The organism is Hydrogenophaga sp. OTU3427 (assembly GCF_038440225.1).
Lineage (GTDB): Bacteria > Pseudomonadota > Gammaproteobacteria > Burkholderiales > Burkholderiaceae_C > Hydrogenophaga.
This window is the reverse complement of the sequence record NZ_JASATI010000019.1, coordinates 47,438-62,979: the sequence shown is the minus strand read 5'-3', so window position 1 is coordinate 62,979 and position 15,542 is coordinate 47,438. Positions and strand designations below refer to the sequence as shown.

The window sequence follows — 15,542 nt, the reverse complement described above, 5'->3', positions numbered from 1 at the left end:
CCTCAGTCCAGCTTGATGCCGGCTTCGCGGATCACACGGCCCCAGCGGTCGCGCTCCTGGGCGGCGTAGCGGGCCAGCTCCAGGGAGCTGGTGGGCAGCGGCTCGATGCCCAAGGTCTGCATGCGGGCCTTGACGACGGTGGAGTTGAGCGCCTCGTTGAGGTGCTTGTTGAGCAGGGCCACGGTGGCCGGCGTGGCGCCGGCCGGCGCCACCAGCGCCTGCCAGGCGTAGGCCTCGAAGCCGGCCAGGCCCTGTTCGATCAGGGTCGGGATCTCGGGCATGGTGGACAGGCGCTGGGCGCTGGCCACGCCGATGGGGCGCACCTTGCCGGAGGTGATGAAGGCGCCACCGCTGGAGGTGTCGACGAACATGAAGGGCAACTGGCCGCCGACCACGTCGGCCATGGCCGGCGCGGCGCCACGGTAGGCGACGTGGGTCAGGTTCAGGCCGGTCTGCAGGCGGAACAGCTCGCTCACCAGGTGGTGCGGGCTGCCGTTGCCAGGGCTGCCGTAGCTGGCGTTCCTGGCGTCGCTCTTGACCCAGGCCAGGAACTCCTTGAAATTCTTCACCGGCACGCTGGGGTTGACCACCAGCACCAGCGGAAAGCGGGCAATCATGCCCACGGGAGCGAAGTCCTTTTCGGCGCTGTAGCTGAGCTTGCTGAACAGGAAGGGGTTGGCGGCCAGCACGGCCGAGTCGGCGGTGAACACCGTGTGTTCAACCTCGCGCGCCTTGGCCACGTAGTCGGCCGCGATGTTGGAGCCGGCGCCGGGCTTGTTGACCACCAGCACGGTCTGGCTCAGGCTCTTGCCCATGGCGTCCGCCAGCATGCGCGCCACCACGTCGGAGCCGCCGCCGGCGGCGTAGCCCACCACCCACTCCAGGGGTTTGCCGTCACCGGGGGCGGCCATGGCCACCATGGGGCTCAAAGCCAGCAAGACACGCATCAACAGCTTGGAAATCATCACAAAACTCCTGGGTCTGGGTTGAAAGGAAACGGAAAGGGGAAACGGGGGTGGCGGGGACGGGCTCAGAGATCAAGCACCAGTCGGGCACCCTTGGCGCGCGAGACGCAGATCTGCATCACCCGGCCAGCGGCTTTTTCACTGGCGCTGAGCACGTGGTCGCGGTGGTCGACCTCGCCTTCGATGACGGGCACGGCGCAGACGCCACATTCGCCACGCTGGCAGTCGAACAGCGGGTCGCAGCCGTGGGCGACCAGGCAGTCCAGCAGGGTCTGGTCGGCGGGCACGGTCAGGGTCTGGCCGCTCTGGGCCAGCACCACCTCGAAGGGCTGGTCGCCGGCCTGGGCGGCGGGCGCGGCGAACAGCTCGAAGCGCACCCGCTCGGGCGCCCAGCCACGGGCCTGGGCGGCGGCCAGCACGGCGTCGAGCATGACCCGCGGGCCACACACGTGCAGGGTGTCGTCGGCGCCACAGGCGTCCAGCAAGGCCCCGGCGTCGAGCGGCGCGCCCTGCTCCGCGTCGGCATGCACCACCAGGTCGTCGCCCAACAAGGCCTGCAGTTCGGGCAGGAATGCCATCAGTTCGCGGCTGCGCCCGGCGTAGACCAGGCGCACCGGCCGGCCCTGCGCCCGACAGGCCGCGGCCATGCCGGTCAGGGGCGTGACGCCGATGCCGCCGGCCACCAGCACGGCGCGGCCGGCCGGGACGCCGGCCAGGGGAAAGTCGTTCCTGGGCGGCTCGATGCTCAGGGTGTCGCCTTCCCGCAGCGTGTGCATGTAACGCGAACCGCCACGCCCTTCGTCCTCGCGCCGCACGGCGATGGTGTAGCGGGCGGGGGCTTCGGTCGCCCCGGCCCCGGTACCGAGGTCGATCAACGAATAGTGGCGCCAGTCGGTCGTGCCGTCGGGCAGGGTCACCGACACCCGCACATGGGCGCCAGCGCTGAAACCCGGCAGGGCCGCGCCATCGGTGGCGCGCAACGTGAGGGCACAAATCAGCGGATTGAGCATCCGCGACGCGACCACCTGGACCTCAAGCTTGCTGCTCATCTGCATTCTCCAAACCACAAACAACGCCCTGCCATGCTGCTTCACTCCGTGCCGGCGAGGGCCTTAATTACATCCATATGGATATATTTAGGAGTGATTAAATTCGTTTGGAATCGATTTGAACATGAGGGTTTGTACGTAGCCCACGGACCGTGCCGACCGGCGGGCGACAATCGGCCCATGAAGTCAGCCGCCCAAGCGCCCGCCGAATCCCGCCCGCTGTTTGCCAGCGACTACCTGCCCGCCCTGCTGGCGCAGGCAAGCGAATTGATCTCGCACGAATTCCACCGGGTGGTGCTGAGCAAGGGGTTCACCGTGACCGAGTGGCGGGTGCTGGCCTCGCTGTCCAATGCCGTGGCCTTGTCCATCGGCCAGATCGCCCGGCTGTCGGTGACCACCCAGCCGACGGTGACACGGGTGATCGACAAACTGGAAGCGCGGGGCGATGTGCGCCGCCTGGCCGGCCAGGGCGACCGGCGCATCACGATGGTGGAGATCACGCCCGCCGGGCGCGAGGTGGTGGCCGAACTCATCGACCTGGCCCGCCAGAACGAGCAGCGGGTGCTGTTGCCCTTTGGCCAGAAGCGCTCGGCCGAGCTGAAAGCGGCGCTGCAGCAGATCATCGCGCTGCACGGCGGCGACCAGCCCCCGGCCCAGGCCAGGGACTGACACGGCTTCGCCTTCAAGCGCGGAGCCAGGCGGTCGCCGCAGACAGTGCGCCGCGCCCACGCCACGCGGGTCTGCGCGGCCACATCCGTACGGCAGCGTACGCTGACCGCACAAGCCCCCTTTCATCCGCAGACTCCGCCTGAACAGATCGCCCCTTGCCGGGCGTTTTCCCGCCCCCGGGCAGGTTTCAGGAAATGCCGATGCAACACCAACCGTCCGTTGTGGGCACCACCGCGCCAGGCCGCGCAGGGGTGTGGCCCGCAGGCGTCAACCCAGGCCCTCCGAGGATCCCATCGGACATGCGCCACCGCGCCGGTTGAGAAAGCCTGTATCAACCACGCCCTGGGCAACCGACTTCTGAAACGGCTGGAGCCACACGGCCGGCAGCGCCTTCTGGCGCAGGCCGAGCTGGTCGAGCTGAGCCCGTCCACCGCGCTGGGCGAGGGAGGCGTGGCGCCCACCCATGCCTACTTTCCCACCAGCTGCATGATCTCGTTGCTGGCGCCCGCACAGGACGGCAAACAACTCAACCTGGGCCTGACCGGGTACGAGGGCGTGTACGGAGGTGCCTGCGCCTTGGGCATCTTTGCCTCGGCCTTTGGGGCGGTGGTGAGTGCCGCGGGCCTGGCGTGGAAAATCGAGGCAGACCGACTGGCACGGCATGGCAGGGACCATCCGCAGTTGGTCCGGCTCGTCAGCCATTTTCTGTACGTGGAGCTGCGCCAGCTGGGCCTGCAGGCCGCTTGCAACCACTTTCATCCCGTGCTCCAGCGGCTCACGCGTTACCTGCTCATGAGCCAGGACCGCATGCGCTCGCGCGATCTCTGGCTGACCCACGACCACCTGGCCGACATGCTGGGCGTGCGGCGTGCCGGCGTCACCGAAGCGGCCGGCCAACTGCAACGGCTGGGGCTGATCCACTACAACCGCGGGCACATCTATATCACCGACCGACCCGCCCTGCTCAGGGCCAGCTGCGGCTGCTACCAGCAGGGTCGCGCCATCTACCGGCAGGCGATGGGCATCACGGGCTAAGCACCGTCAAGCCGGGCCAGTCTTTCAAGCCAGCAACGCCGCCCGGCGTTCGCGCACCGTCAGCCACGCGCCCAGCGCGCCACAGCCGGCGATCATGGCCATGCCCAGCAGCGACAGCGCGTCGGGCACGTGGCTGAACACCAGCCAGCCGCCCACCATGGCAAAGGCGATCTGGGCGTACAGGTAGGGCATCAGCGTGGACGCCGGTGCCCGCTGGTAGGCCAGGATCAGCAGGTAGTGCGAAAGGGTGCCGAACACACCGATGGCGACCAGGCCCGCCCAGTGGGACAGGGAATCGATGTCGGCCCAGACCCAGGGCAGCGGCAGGGTGGCGATCAGCGCGCCGATCCAGCCGCTGTAGAACTGCATGGTCATGGGGTCTTCGGTGCGCGACATGCGGCTGGTCAGCAACTGGAAACCGGTGGTGGACGCCACCAGTCCCACCGCCAGCAGGCCGTTCCAGCCCAGCTCGTCGCCGCCCGGGCGGGTGATGACCAGGGTGCCGGCAAACCCGCCCAGCACCAGCAGCCAGCGCAACAGCGTGACCCGCTCACCGAGCATGCGCGCCGACAGCAGCGTGACCAGCAGGGGCGTGATCATGACCACGGCGGTGAACTCGCCCACCGGCATCACACGCAGGCACATGAAGGCAAAGAAACTGCTCGACAACAAGGCCACGCCCCGCCCCAGGTGCAGCCACGGGTGCTCGGTGCGCAGCAGTGCCCGGCCACGGCGTGGCCACTCGGTGGCACTGACTGCCACGGCCTGGAACAGGTAGCGGAACCACAACACCATGAGCAAAGGTACGCTGGCGGTCACCCATTTGGTGGTGGTGTCCAGGGTGGCGAACCCGGCCACGGCGCACAGGGCGAGAAGGATGCCGGTCAGTGTCTGGAGGGGATGTCCCACGGGCAGGGCGCGGCGGGCCGCGTGTACTGGTAGAAACCCTGATCATAAAAGCATGAGCCGCGGGTGACAGTGGCTGGGCACAGAGCCCCGCGATACTGCCGGCCTTTTCCACCCCACCGCGCCGCCCACCCACCATGGACTTCAGCCTCAGCCCCGCCCAGATCGACCTGCAGGCGCGCACGCGCCGCTTCATCGCCGACGAGATCATCCCGATGGAAAAGGATCCGCGCCAGGACAGCCATGGCCCCCACGAGGCGCTGCGCCGCGATCTGGTCGAGCGCGCCCGGCGCGCCGGCCTGCTCACGCCCCACGCCAGCACCGAACTCGGCGGCCTGGGCCTGTCCCACATCGACAAGGCCATCGTTTTCGAGGAAGCCGGCTACTCGCCGCTGGGTCCGGTGGCGCTCAACATCCACGCCCCCGACGAAGGCAACATCCACCTGATGGAGGTGGTCGCCACCCACGAACAGAAAGAACGCTGGCTGCGGCCGCTGGTGCAAGGCCACATCCGCTCGTGTTTCTGCATGACCGAGCCGGCGCCCGGCTCCGGCTCCGACCCGTCCATGCTGCAGACCACCGCCACACGCGTCCACGACAGCGGCGGCGACCACTACCTCATCAACGGCCTCAAGTGGTTCATCACCGGCGCCACCGGGGCCAGCTTCGCCATCATCATGGCGCGCATGGAAGACGGCAGCGCCACCATGTTCCTGAGCGACATGGACCGCGACGGCATCGTCATCGAACGCCAGATCGACGCCCTGGACAGCTGCTTCACCGGCGGCCACGGCGTGGTGCGCTTCACGAACCTGCGCGTGCCTGCCAGCGACGTGCTGGGCCGGATCGGCGAGGGCTTCCGCTACGCCCAGGTGCGGCTGGCGCCGGCCCGCCTGACCCACTGCATGCGCTGGCAGGGCCAGGCGCGGCGCGCCCACGAGGTGGCCACCGCCTACGCGCGCCAGCGCCAGGCCTTCGGCAAACCCCTGATCGAACACGAGGGCGTGGGCTTCATGCTGGCCGACAACGACATGGACCTGCACAGCGCCCGCCTGGCCATCTGGCACTGCGCCTGGGTGCTGGACCAGGGACACAAGGGCCGCCACGAGTCGAGCATGGCCAAGGTGCTGTGCTCCGAGGCCCAGTGGCGCGTGGTCGACCGCTCGGTGCAGGTGCTGGGCGCCAGTGGCGTATCGGACGAGACCATCGTCGCCCGCATCTTCAAGGACATCCGCGCCTTCCGCGTCTACGACGGCCCGTCCGAGGTGCACCGCTGGAGCATGGCCAACCGGCTGGGCCGCGGCTGAAAAAATGCAAACTGCGCGCTGAAGCCGGGGCAGCGCCCTTATCGGCGGCGGCTCACAGCCCCCAGTACAGCGCCAGGGGGTTGTCCCGCAGCACCTTCTCGGCCACGGCATCGCCGACCCATTGGCGCAGCGCGTTCAGCAGGCCCGCATAGTTGACCTCGGTCTCGTGGTTGGTCCACGGCCAGTCGCTGCCCCACACCAGACGGTCCTCACCGAGCAGGGACAGCCACAGCCGGGCCACATCGCGGGCGGGGCGCCCACCCAGCCGGTAGGGCCCGCTGAGTTTGACATGGACCGAGGACCGGCGAAGGCGTTGCAGCACGCATTGGAATGTGGGGTCGTTGGCGGCCGCGCGATCGGGCTTGCCCATGTGGTCGATCACCAGCGGCAGATCACCGGGCAGCTGGCTCAGCACATCCGACAAGGCCCCCACATCGGTGTGCAACTCCAGATGCCAGCCCAACTCGGCCATCACCGACCACAAGCGGTCGGCCTCGCGCCATTGCGGGATCTGGTGTGAAACGCCCGCCAGGTTGATGCGGATACCCCGCACGCCGCCCACATGCCATTGCCGCAGCAGCGCTGGCTCGACATCCGGCGCCACCACCACCACCCCCCGCAGGCGTTCAGGCTCGGCCGCCAGTTCGTGCAAGAGGCGGCTGTTGTCCGTGCCCATGAAGCTGGTTTGCACCAGCACACCACGCCCCACGCCAGCGGCCAGGGCAAGCCCTTGCCAGTCGCTGAGCGAGGCACGGTAGGCCGGCTTGTAGCGCGCACCGGGCAGGCCATCGCCTGCGTTGAACACGTGAAAGTGGGCATCGACCGCTGGTTTTGACATGTTGCTGTTCATGCCGTATATTCTAGTCATCTAGAGGACTAAATCAATGAAAATCACACCAACCAGCTCGCCGGTGACGCCAGAAGGTGAACCCGAACCAGGCCAGAGCCGCTATGGCTGGCTGGCGGCCGGCATGCGGTCGCGCATCGTCCAGGGTGAGTGGCCAGCCGGCGAGCCGATCCCACCTGAGGCCCTGCTGGCCAAGACCCATGGGGTGGCGCTGGGGACGATCCGCCAGGCACTGGCCCTGCTGGTGGCAGAAGGCCTGCTCGAACGGCGACACGGCAAGGGCACCTATGTCAGGGCCGGCCTGGGTGGGGCGTCGATGATGAGATTCTTCCGGTTTCGCCACGGCAGTGAAGACCAGTCCGTGCCGCAATCGCGCATCTTGCGCGTCAAACGGCGGCTGGCCGATGCCGACGAGGCCGACGCGCTGGGCCTGCCTGAAGGTGGCAGCGTGCTGCAGGTGGAGCGCATGCGCTCACTGCACGGCCGGCCTTGTCTGCTGGAGCACCTGGTGCTGGGCCTGCCACGCTTTGACGCCCTGGCCGAATCCAACCCCAAGGACTGGGACGACCTGCTCTACCCGATGTACCAGCGGGTCTGTGGCGTGGTGATCTTGCGCGCGCAGGATGAGCTGAGTTTTGAACTGCTCAACAGCGCCGACGCCAGGCGGCTTGAGCTGGACACCGCACACCCCTGCGTTCGGGTGCAGCGCAAAGCCTTCGACATGAGCAACCAGTGCGTCGAGTTGCGCACCACACTGGGTGACGCCTTTGCCTTTCAGTACACCGCGCAGGTTCGGTAATTCCATACCGCCAGTTTCAACACCCCGGAGACATCCATGAAAACATCCGCATCCCATCTGCCCACACGCCGCCACCTGCTTCCCCTGGTGGCGCTGGGTCTGTGTTGCCTCAACACACCCGGCTGGGCACAAGGCGCCTGGCCCAGCAAACCCATCACGCTGGTGGTGACCTATCCGCCTGGCGGCGGTGCCGATGCCATGGCCCGCCTGTTGGCACCCAAGTTGGGTGAGGCCCTGGGCCAGAGCGTGGTGGTGGAAAACCGTCCCGGGGCGGGTGGACAAATCGGTGCGGGCGCGGTGGCCCGGTCCCCGTCTGACGGGCACACACTGCTGTTCGATGCATCGTCGTTTGCGGTCAACCCATCGCTCTACCCCAAACTGCCCTACGACACCAGCAAAGCCTTCCAGACCATCGGTGTCGTCGCGCTCTTCCCGAATGTGGTGCTGGTCAACGCACAGTTCCCTGCCAAAAACATCGCTGAGCTGACGGCGCTTGCAAAGACCAAAAAAGACGCAGTCTCCTACGCTTCGTCGGGCAATGGTTCTGCGCAGCATCTGGCCGGCGCCCTGTTCGAATCGGCGGCAGCGGTCGACATGGTGCATGTGCCCTACAAAGGCGGTGGTCCCGCACTCAACGACGTCATCGGTGGTCAGGTGCCGCTGTTCTTCGGCAACCTGGCCTCCACCTTGCAGCATGTGCAATCCGGCAAGTTGCGCGCCCTGGCAGTCACTTCCAACAAACGGGCGTCGGCGCTGCCGGACGTGCCCACACTCGCCGAGGCCGGAGTGCCAGGCGCCGAGATCCACGAGTGGAATGCCTTGTTCGCGCCTGCAGGCACGCCCGCTGCCGTCATCGCCAAGTTGTCCGACGCCATGCAGAAAGCCCTCGATGCGCCCGAGGTGAAGGCACGCATTGCCCAACTCGGCGGGGTGGTTCAGTCCGGCGGCCCGGGGGCTGCGCATGCGTTTGTTCAGACCCAGATGACACAGTGGGCCCAACTGATCAAGGCCAAGAACATCACTGTCGAGTGATGCGTGACATGTGGCCGCCGGCATGGCGGCTTGACGGAGCGTGAATACAAGCCGCAAGGTGTGCGGCTGCGCTAGGATGGCATCCGAGACAGCCCCTACAAGAAGCGCGCCATGCACCACGCCCCCCCCGCCACCGACGGCGCCGCCACGCTGGCACTGCGCCGCGTCGCCATCGACACCCACCACGAGAACGTGGCCTACCTGCACCGCGATTGCGCCCTCTACCGTGCCGAAGGCTTCCAGGCGCTGTCCAAGATCGAGGTGCGGGCCAACGGCAAACGCATCCTGGCGGTGCTCCACGTCAGCAGCGACCCGCGTATCGTCCAGTGCGACGAACTGGGCCTGTCGCAGGATGCCTTCGACCGCCTGGGCCTGGCGAAAGGCCACCCGGTCACGGTCTCGCAGGCCGAGCCACCCGAGTCCATCCCGGCGCTGTTCCGCAAGATCGAGGGTGAGCGCCTGACCCAGGCCGACTTCACCGCCATCGTGCGCGACATCGCCGACCACCGCTACTCCAAGATCGAGCTGACCGCCTTCGTGGTGGCCTGCAACCGCGCCGAACTCGACCGCGAGGAGGTCTATTTCCTGACCGAGGCCATGGTGGCCGCCGGCCGCCGACTCGACTGGCAGGCGCCGCTGGTGGTGGACAAGCACTGCATCGGCGGCCTGCCGGGCAACCGCACCTCCATGCTGGTGGTGCCCATCGTGGCCGCCGCGGGCCTGGTGTTTCCCAAGACCTCGTCGCGCGCCATCACGTCGCCCGCCGGCACGGCCGACACCATGGAGGTGATGGCCCGGGTCGAACTGCCGGTCGAAGAACTCACCGCCATCGTGCGCCGCCACAAGGCCTGCCTGGCCTGGGGCGGCACGGCCGACCTGTCGCCCGCCGACGACGTGCTGATCTCGGTCGAGCGGCCGCTGTCCATCGATTCACCGGGCCAGATGGTGGCCTCCATCCTGTCCAAGAAAATCGCGGCTGGCGCCACCCACCTGGTGCTGGACATCCCCATCGGCCCGACGGCCAAGGTGCGCTCCATGCCCGAGGCGCAACGCCTGCGCCGCCTGTTCGAGTACGTGGCGCAGCGCCTGCACCTGACGCTGGACGTTGTCATCACAGACGGCCGCCAGCCCATCGGCCAGGGCGTCGGTCCGGTGCTGGAAGCGCGCGACGTGATGCGGGTGCTGGAGAACGATCCGCTGGCGCCCATGGACCTGCGGCAGAAGTCCCTGCGCCTGGCCGGCCGCCTGATCGAGAACAACCCCGACGTGCGCGGTGGCGACGGCTTCGCCATCGCCCGCGACATCCTCGATTCAGGACGGGCGCTGGCGCAGATGAACGCGATGATCGAAGCACAAGGCTCGCGCCATTTCGACCACCACCACCCGCCGCTCGGCCAACTGCACTTTGAGGTGCTGGCGCCGGCCCATGGCGTGGTCACCGGCATCGACAACCTGCAGATCGCGCGCATCGCCCGGCTGGCCGGCGCGCCCAAGGTGCAGGGCGCCGGCGTGGACCTGTTTCACAAACTGGGCGACACGGTCGCGGCCGGCGAACCGCTGTACCGCGTCTACGCCGACCACACGGCCGACCTGGCGTTCGCGCGCCAGGCCACCTTGCGTTCCACCGCCTACAGCCTGGGCACCCCCGAGCAGCTGCCTCACGTTTTTGTCGAGTTCTGAAACCCATGTCCGCGAACGCCTGCCTCCTGTGCCTGGAAGACGAAGCCGGCATTGCCGGGCGCGCGGCGACCGCCGCCGGCCTGCCACTGCAAGTGGTGGAGCGCCACCGCTTCCCCGATGGCGAACTGCGCCTGCGCCTGCCGCCTGCCTTGCCCCCACACGTGGTGCTGTGGCGCACCCTGGACCACCCCAATGAAAAGCTGGTCGAGCTGCTGCTGATCGCACGCAGCGCGCGGGCCGCGGGCGCGTCCTGGCTCGGTCTGGTGGCGCCCTACCTGGCCTACATGCGCCAGGACATCGCCTTCCAGCCCGGCGAAGTCGTGAGCCAGCGCGTCGTGGGTGGTTTCCTGGCCGAGCTGTTCGATGCCGTGCTGACGGTGGACCCACACCTTCACCGCGTGGCAACGCTGCTGGAAGCCGTGCCGCTGCGCGATCCGGCGCTGGCCGTGGTGCTCAGCGGCGCGCCGCTGTTGGCCGCCCTGATCGCGCAGCACCACACGGCGCCGCTGCTGCTGGGGCCGGACGAGGAATCGCTGCAGTGGGTGGCCAGCGCCGCCCAGGCCCGAGGCTGGGACCACGCCGTGTGCGTCAAGCAGCGCCATGGCGACCGCCACGTCGAGATCGCCCTGCCCGACGTGCCGGTGGCCGGCCGCGCCGTGGTGCTGTTGGACGACGTGGCCAGCTCCGGCCAGACGCTGGTGGCCGCCACGCGCCTGCTGCTCGCCGCCGGCGCCACCTCGGTGGACGTGGCGGTGACCCACGCCCTGTTCGCGGGCGACGCCATCGAGCGTGTGCGGTCCTCGGGTGCGCGGCACGTCTGGAGCAGCGACTGCATCGCCCACGCCAGCAATGCGGTCAGCATCGTGCCGGCGGTGGCCGCCGTGTTGCGCGGCTGGGCCGCCAGGGACTGAGCCGGCCGCCGCCCTCAGGCGCCCGCGTTCGCCGCCGCCGCCGCCGCGCGGTATTCGGTGCGGTGTGTCATGAAGCGCATGTTGGCCATGCGCAGGTGCAGCTGCATCACCTGGCGGGCCAGTTCGCCATCGCGCGCTGCCACCGCCTGGGTCAGGTCCTCGTGGTGGTGCAGGCTTTGGCGGTGCTCGTCCGGGGTGGCGATGTAGAAGGAGCGCACGATGATGGGCATGTCGATCATGGTCTCCAGCATGCCGCGCAGCCGGGGCGCGCCGCAGGCGCCGACCAGGGCCCGGTGGAAATCGCTGTTGGCGGCCTGTATGCCAGCGATGTCGCCGGCCGCGATGGCTTGTGCCATGCGCGTGTTGCTCTCGCGCAGGCTCTGGGTCAGCTCGTCGCCGCCGCGCACCGCCGCCAGACTGGCGGCAAAGGGCTCCAGCAGCAGCCGCAACTGAAAGGTCTCGTCGATGTCGGCCTCGGTCCATTGCGAAGCGTGCACGCCCTGGCCCGCGTCGGCCGTGGCCAGGCCGTCGTCCACCAACCGCTTCAAGGCCGCGCGCACCGGGGTGCGGCTGAGGTTCAGTTCGCGCGCCAGCGGCTCTTCCTTCAGCTGGGTGCCGGGCTTGTAGTGCCCGCCCACCAAGCGCTCACGGATGATTTCGTAGGCCTTGTCTGATCCCTTCATTGCCACCTGCTCGCCTGTCGTTTGGATGCGCCATTCTAGGCCAGGGGCCTGCATGGCTCAGTGAACGATTGTTTGAATGTACTTTTTATGTTTATTAATTAGTGAATTTTAGGGGTTTACCCGCAGTTTTGTTTTATTTTTGTACTTTCTTTGTTTTTTATTTGTACACTTCGACACCAACACAGGAAGCACAGCAATGAAACTCGCACTCATCGGTGGTGGCATGGTGGGCCGGTGCTACGGCGGCGCCTTCGCCGCCCAGGGCATGGCGCTCTGCGGTATCTGGGACGCCCAAGCCACCGAGGCCTTGACCCGCTTTGCGCACAGCCACGGCACCTCCTTGCACGCCCGCGCAGGGCGTTGGTTGAGCGAAGCCGACATGGTGATCAGCGCCGTGTTCGGCACCGCCGCGCTGGATGTCGCCAGCGCCGCCTTGCCCCACCTGCGCCCGGGCGCTCTCTACATCGACATGACCACCGCCGACCCCGAGGACATGCGGCGTGCGCAGGTCATAGCCACGCAGGCCGGCCCGCATTTTGTCGATGTGGCGATCACCGGCGCGGTGAATCTGCACGGCACCAAGACACCCCTGCTGTGTGCCGGCGAACACGCTCCGCAAGTGGCCGAACTGTTCCGCGCGCTGGGCGCCCCCATTCAGGTGGTGGGCACACAGGCCGGGGACGCTGCCTCGCTCAAGCTGCTGCGCAGCATCTTCACCAAAGGACTGGAAGCGCTGTCGGTCGAATGCCTGCTGACGGCACAGCGCCAGGGCCTGCGGCAGCAGTTGCACGACATCCTGTCCGACATCGACCAAGGGCACCTGCAGACCTTGATGGAGTCCATGGTCCAGACCCACATCGAGCACTCGGCACGGCGGCAGAAGGAAGTGGCCGAAGCGCAGCGCCAGATGCGGCAGGTGGGCCTGAGCCCCCTGGTGCTGCCCGCGGTCGAGGCGCTGTTTCAACGCACGGCGACCCACCAGACGCGCACGCCCTACAAGGGCCAGGGCATTGAAGACGCCCTGGAGTGGCTGAACGAATCGGCCCGCTGACCTCACCCCACACCCCCACCGATCACCAGGAGACAAGACCATGCAACTCATCCGCACCTGCCTCGTCGCGGCTGCCGTCAGCGCCATCGCCGCCACCGTTCCGGCAACCGCCCAGACCTATCCCGAGCGCCCCATCCGCATCGTCGTGCCCTTTCCCGCCGGCGGCGGCACCGACAGCCTGACCCGCCTGATCGCCAACGCCGCCAACACCAAATACGGCTGGACCATCGTGGTGGAGAACAAACCTGGGGCCGGTGGCAACCTGGCGCTCGAAACCGTCTCCAAGTCCAAGCCCGACGGCTACACCCTGGTCATGGCGCAGACCGACAACGCGGTCCTCAACCCGCTGCTGTACAAAAAGCTCAGCTACGACGCGGTCAAGGATTTCGAGCCCCTGGGCATGGTGGCCAAGGGCGCGGCCGTGCTGACGGTGAAGGCCGACTCACCCTACAAGACCCTCGCCGACGTGGTGGCCGCCGCCAAGGCCAAGCCCGGACGCGTGACCTTTGCCACGCCAGGCACCGGCACCGTGGCCCACATGATCCTGCAGCTCTGGGAAGGCGCCTCGGGCATCGAATTCACCCACGTGCCCTACAAGGGCGTGGCGCAGGCCCTGCCCGACCTGATCGGCGGCCAGGTCGACCTCTACATGGGCTCCGTGCCCACCATGCAAAGCCACATCGATGGCGGCAAGGTGCGCGCCCTGGGCGTGACCTCGGGCCAGCGTTCCAGCGTGCTGAAGAACACCCCCACCTTCACCGAGGCCGGCATCCGTGGCGTCGAACTGGCCAGCGTCTGGGGTCTGATGGCACCGGCCGGCACGCCCGCGCCCGTGGTGGACAAGTGGAACAGCGTGATCAACGAGCTGATCGCCCAGCCGGACGTGCGCCAGAAGATCCTGGACACCGGCGGCGAGATCGTCGGCGGCAGCGCCAAACAGATGAAGGAGGCCTATGCCGCCGACCGCGCGCGCCTGGCCCCGCTGATCCAGAAATCCAACATCACCCTCGACTGAACACCATGAACCACGGACTTCGCATTCTCAAGCGCCAGCGCGCGGTCGACCTCGCACTCGCCCGCCAGTTTCTGACGGTGCCGGTGGCCAACGTGAGCGACTGCATGGCCCGCATGACGGCCGGTGGCGCCCGCCTGCGCCCCATGCACGCCGGTGGCCGCATGGCCGGCCCGGCGCTGACCGTCAAGACCCGCCCCGGCGACAACCTGATGGTCCACAAGGCCCTGATGCTGGCCCAGCCCGGCGACGTGATCGTGGTCGACGCGGGCGGCGATCTGACCAACGCGCTGATCGGCGAGATCATGGTCGGCGACGCGGCGCTCAAAAAGCTGGGCGGCATCGTGATCAATGGCGCCATCCGCGATGCCGACGAACTCCGGCGCCTGGATTTTCCCGTCTTCGCGGCCGGCATCACCCACCGCGGCCCCTACAAGGACGGCCCCGGCGAGATCAACGTGCCCATCGCCATCGACGGCATGGTGATCGCCCCCGGCGACCTGGTCATAGGCGATGGCGACGGTCTGCTGTGTGTGCCCTTCGACGACGCCAAGGCCCTGCTGCACGCCGCCCACCAGAAGCAGGCGGTCGAAGCCCACATGGTGGCCGGTATCGCCGACGGCAGCTACGACCGCAGCTGGGTCGATGCCACGCTGGCCCGGCTGGGTTGCTTCGTCGAGACTTGAACAGCCAGGCCCCTCACTGCGGGGCTTCAATGCCCAGCTCGCGGATGCGCTTGGTGACGGTGTCGAACTCGGCCTTGTAGTCCGCCGCGAACTGCTCTGGCGTGGAGTTCATGATCTCAAAGCCTCGGCCGGTGAACAGCTGGCCGATGTCCTGAGACGCGACCACCGCCCTCACCTCGCTGGCCAGGCGGTCCACGATGTGTGGCGGCGTTTTCGCTGGCGCCAGCAAGCCGATCCACACGTTGCTGTCGTAGATGGGATCGGTGAACCCCAGCTCGCGCATGGTGGGCACCTGTGGCAAGGAAGTCGATCGTTGTCGCCCGAGCACGGCCAATGGGATGAGCCTGCCACCGGGCACATGCTGCATCGCGCTGGCCACCGATGACAGGCCCGTGTCCACGGTGCCCGAGAGCAGGTCGGTGATGACCGGCGCTTCGCCGCGCTGGGGCACGTGGACCATGCCGGCCTTCAAACTGCGGTTCAGGCTTTCACCGGCGATGTGTCCCAGTCCCCCGATGCCCCAGGAGGCATAACTCAGCTTGGCGCCATCGCGGGTGGCCCGGGCCCTCAACTCATTCATGCTGCGTATGCCGGTGCCCGCGTGCGTGGAAATCAAGGCCGGACTGCGCACCACCTGCGTGATGCCGATGAAATCCTTCTGCGGGTCGTAGGCCAGCACCTTGTACAAGGCGGTGTTGTTGATCTGCGAGTCTGTGATGGTCATCAGCAAGGTGTGGCCATCGGGGCGCGCGCGCGCCACCTCCGACGCACCGATGGCGCCGGCAGCCCCGGATTTGTTGTCGATCACAACGGCTTGGCCCAGCGCCTTGGACAGGCGTTCCCCCACCGTGCGGGCCACAAAATCGGTGGCTCCACCGGCCGCATAGGGCACAACCATTCGAATGGGTTT

General features: G+C 67.8%; 16 protein-coding genes. 10 read left to right on the top strand and 6 right to left on the bottom strand.

The window, feature by feature from the left end:
* Nucleotides 1-2 precede the first annotated feature (2 nt).
* The gene (locus AAHB17_RS12885; RefSeq protein ID WP_342130999.1) at nucleotides 3-965 is read right to left on the bottom strand and encodes a Bug family tripartite tricarboxylate transporter substrate binding protein; all 963 of its coding nucleotides are present in this window, start codon (nucleotides 963-965) and stop codon (nucleotides 3-5) included.
* A 65-nt stretch (nucleotides 966-1,030) separates the two neighbouring features.
* On the bottom strand, nucleotides 1,031-2,014 hold the full coding sequence (locus AAHB17_RS12880) for a PDR/VanB family oxidoreductase (RefSeq protein ID WP_342130998.1): 984 nt from the start codon (nucleotides 2,012-2,014) through the stop codon (nucleotides 1,031-1,033).
* 180 nt (nucleotides 2,015-2,194) lie between these two features.
* Here AAHB17_RS12880 and AAHB17_RS12875 point away from each other — a divergent pair, with 180 nt between their 5' ends.
* Nucleotides 2,195-2,683, top strand: a complete 489-nt coding sequence (locus AAHB17_RS12875) for a MarR family winged helix-turn-helix transcriptional regulator (protein WP_342130997.1) — start codon at nucleotides 2,195-2,197, stop codon at nucleotides 2,681-2,683.
* A 219-nt stretch (nucleotides 2,684-2,902) separates the two neighbouring features.
* Nucleotides 2,903-3,718 (top strand): Crp/Fnr family transcriptional regulator, encoded by an 816-nt coding sequence (locus tag AAHB17_RS12870; RefSeq protein WP_342130996.1) that lies wholly within the window; start codon nucleotides 2,903-2,905, stop codon nucleotides 3,716-3,718.
* 24 nt (nucleotides 3,719-3,742) lie between these two features.
* Here the strand turns inward: AAHB17_RS12870 and AAHB17_RS12865 are convergent, their stop codons facing one another.
* Nucleotides 3,743-4,633 carry a DMT family transporter gene (locus AAHB17_RS12865; RefSeq protein WP_446719598.1) on the bottom strand — a complete coding sequence of 297 codons (891 nt, stop codon included), beginning with the start codon at nucleotides 4,631-4,633 and terminating at the stop codon, nucleotides 3,743-3,745.
* 128 nt (nucleotides 4,634-4,761) lie between these two features.
* Between AAHB17_RS12865 and AAHB17_RS12860 the strand changes: the two genes are divergently transcribed.
* Nucleotides 4,762-5,931, top strand: a complete 1,170-nt coding sequence (locus AAHB17_RS12860) for an acyl-CoA dehydrogenase family protein (RefSeq protein WP_342130994.1) — start codon at nucleotides 4,762-4,764, stop codon at nucleotides 5,929-5,931.
* A gap of 52 nt (nucleotides 5,932-5,983) precedes the next feature.
* Here the strand turns inward: AAHB17_RS12860 and AAHB17_RS12855 are convergent, their stop codons facing one another.
* Nucleotides 5,984-6,781, bottom strand: coding sequence for an amidohydrolase family protein (locus tag AAHB17_RS12855; protein ID WP_342130993.1), 798 nt, complete (start codon nucleotides 6,779-6,781; stop codon nucleotides 5,984-5,986).
* Between the two features lie 34 nt (nucleotides 6,782-6,815).
* On the opposite strand from AAHB17_RS12855, the gene AAHB17_RS12850 reads away from it, so the two are divergent.
* From AAHB17_RS12850 to AAHB17_RS12835, 4 genes are all read left to right on the top strand, one after another.
* Nucleotides 6,816-7,577 (top strand): GntR family transcriptional regulator, encoded by a 762-nt coding sequence (locus AAHB17_RS12850; RefSeq protein WP_342130992.1) that lies wholly within the window; start codon nucleotides 6,816-6,818, stop codon nucleotides 7,575-7,577.
* 36 nt (nucleotides 7,578-7,613) lie between these two features.
* Nucleotides 7,614-8,609, top strand: coding sequence for a tripartite tricarboxylate transporter substrate binding protein (locus AAHB17_RS12845; RefSeq protein ID WP_446719595.1), 996 nt, complete (start codon nucleotides 7,614-7,616; stop codon nucleotides 8,607-8,609).
* 111 nt (nucleotides 8,610-8,720) lie between these two features.
* Complete coding sequence (locus AAHB17_RS12840) at nucleotides 8,721-10,289, top strand: thymidine phosphorylase family protein (protein WP_342130990.1); 1,569 nt, start codon at nucleotides 8,721-8,723, stop codon at nucleotides 10,287-10,289.
* A gap of 5 nt (nucleotides 10,290-10,294) precedes the next feature.
* Entirely contained in the window at nucleotides 10,295-11,200 is a 906-nt protein-coding gene (locus AAHB17_RS12835) for a ribose-phosphate diphosphokinase (protein WP_342130989.1), read from the top strand.
* Nucleotides 11,201-11,214: 14 nt separating this feature from the next.
* Here AAHB17_RS12835 and AAHB17_RS12830 read toward each other — a convergent pair whose 3' ends face one another.
* A complete protein-coding gene (locus tag AAHB17_RS12830) occupies nucleotides 11,215-11,883 on the bottom strand; it encodes a GntR family transcriptional regulator (RefSeq protein WP_342130988.1) in 669 nt (222 codons plus the stop codon).
* A 196-nt stretch (nucleotides 11,884-12,079) separates the two neighbouring features.
* Here AAHB17_RS12830 and AAHB17_RS12825 point away from each other — a divergent pair, with 196 nt between their 5' ends.
* The 3 genes from AAHB17_RS12825 to AAHB17_RS12815 are packed head-to-tail and all read left to right on the top strand — an operon-like array spanning nucleotide 12,080 to nucleotide 14,632.
* On the top strand, nucleotides 12,080-12,934 hold the full coding sequence (locus AAHB17_RS12825; RefSeq protein WP_342130987.1) for an NAD(P)-binding domain-containing protein: 855 nt from the start codon (nucleotides 12,080-12,082) through the stop codon (nucleotides 12,932-12,934).
* 40 nt (nucleotides 12,935-12,974) lie between these two features.
* Nucleotides 12,975-13,949, top strand: a complete 975-nt coding sequence (locus AAHB17_RS12820) for a Bug family tripartite tricarboxylate transporter substrate binding protein (RefSeq protein WP_342130986.1) — start codon at nucleotides 12,975-12,977, stop codon at nucleotides 13,947-13,949.
* A gap of 5 nt (nucleotides 13,950-13,954) precedes the next feature.
* Nucleotides 13,955-14,632, top strand: coding sequence for an RraA family protein (locus AAHB17_RS12815; RefSeq protein WP_342130985.1), 678 nt, complete (start codon nucleotides 13,955-13,957; stop codon nucleotides 14,630-14,632).
* A 13-nt stretch (nucleotides 14,633-14,645) separates the two neighbouring features.
* On the opposite strand, the gene AAHB17_RS12810 is transcribed toward AAHB17_RS12815, so the two are convergent.
* Entirely contained in the window at nucleotides 14,646-15,530 is an 885-nt protein-coding gene (locus tag AAHB17_RS12810; protein WP_342130984.1) for a Bug family tripartite tricarboxylate transporter substrate binding protein, read from the bottom strand.
* Nucleotides 15,531-15,542: the final 12 nt, after the last annotated feature.

Excerpts from the sequence above, each read along its gene's own strand:
- AAHB17_RS12885 (WP_342130999.1), bottom strand. The coding sequence starts at position 965 with ATGATTTCCAAGCTGTTGATGCGTGTCTTGCTGGCTTTGAGCCCCATG.
- AAHB17_RS12880 (WP_342130998.1), bottom strand. The coding sequence starts at position 2,014 with ATGAGCAGCAAGCTTGAGGTCCAGGTGGTCGCGTCGCGGATGCTCAAT.
- AAHB17_RS12875 (WP_342130997.1), top strand. The coding sequence starts at position 2,195 with ATGAAGTCAGCCGCCCAAGCGCCCGCCGAATCCCGCCCGCTGTTTGCC.
- AAHB17_RS12860 (WP_342130994.1), top strand. The coding sequence starts at position 4,762 with ATGGACTTCAGCCTCAGCCCCGCCCAGATCGACCTGCAGGCGCGCACG.
- AAHB17_RS12855 (WP_342130993.1), bottom strand. The coding sequence starts at position 6,781 with ATGAACAGCAACATGTCAAAACCAGCGGTCGATGCCCACTTTCACGTG.
- AAHB17_RS12850 (WP_342130992.1), top strand. The coding sequence starts at position 6,816 with ATGAAAATCACACCAACCAGCTCGCCGGTGACGCCAGAAGGTGAACCC.
- AAHB17_RS12845 (WP_446719595.1), top strand. The coding sequence starts at position 7,614 with ATGAAAACATCCGCATCCCATCTGCCCACACGCCGCCACCTGCTTCCC.
- AAHB17_RS12840 (WP_342130990.1), top strand. The coding sequence starts at position 8,721 with ATGCACCACGCCCCCCCCGCCACCGACGGCGCCGCCACGCTGGCACTG.
- AAHB17_RS12835 (WP_342130989.1), top strand. The coding sequence starts at position 10,295 with ATGTCCGCGAACGCCTGCCTCCTGTGCCTGGAAGACGAAGCCGGCATT.
- AAHB17_RS12830 (WP_342130988.1), bottom strand. The coding sequence starts at position 11,883 with ATGAAGGGATCAGACAAGGCCTACGAAATCATCCGTGAGCGCTTGGTG.
- AAHB17_RS12825 (WP_342130987.1), top strand. The coding sequence starts at position 12,080 with ATGAAACTCGCACTCATCGGTGGTGGCATGGTGGGCCGGTGCTACGGC.
- AAHB17_RS12820 (WP_342130986.1), top strand. The coding sequence starts at position 12,975 with ATGCAACTCATCCGCACCTGCCTCGTCGCGGCTGCCGTCAGCGCCATC.
- AAHB17_RS12815 (WP_342130985.1), top strand. The coding sequence starts at position 13,955 with ATGAACCACGGACTTCGCATTCTCAAGCGCCAGCGCGCGGTCGACCTC.
- AAHB17_RS12810 (WP_342130984.1), bottom strand. The coding sequence starts at position 15,530 with ATGGTTGTGCCCTATGCGGCCGGTGGAGCCACCGATTTTGTGGCCCGC.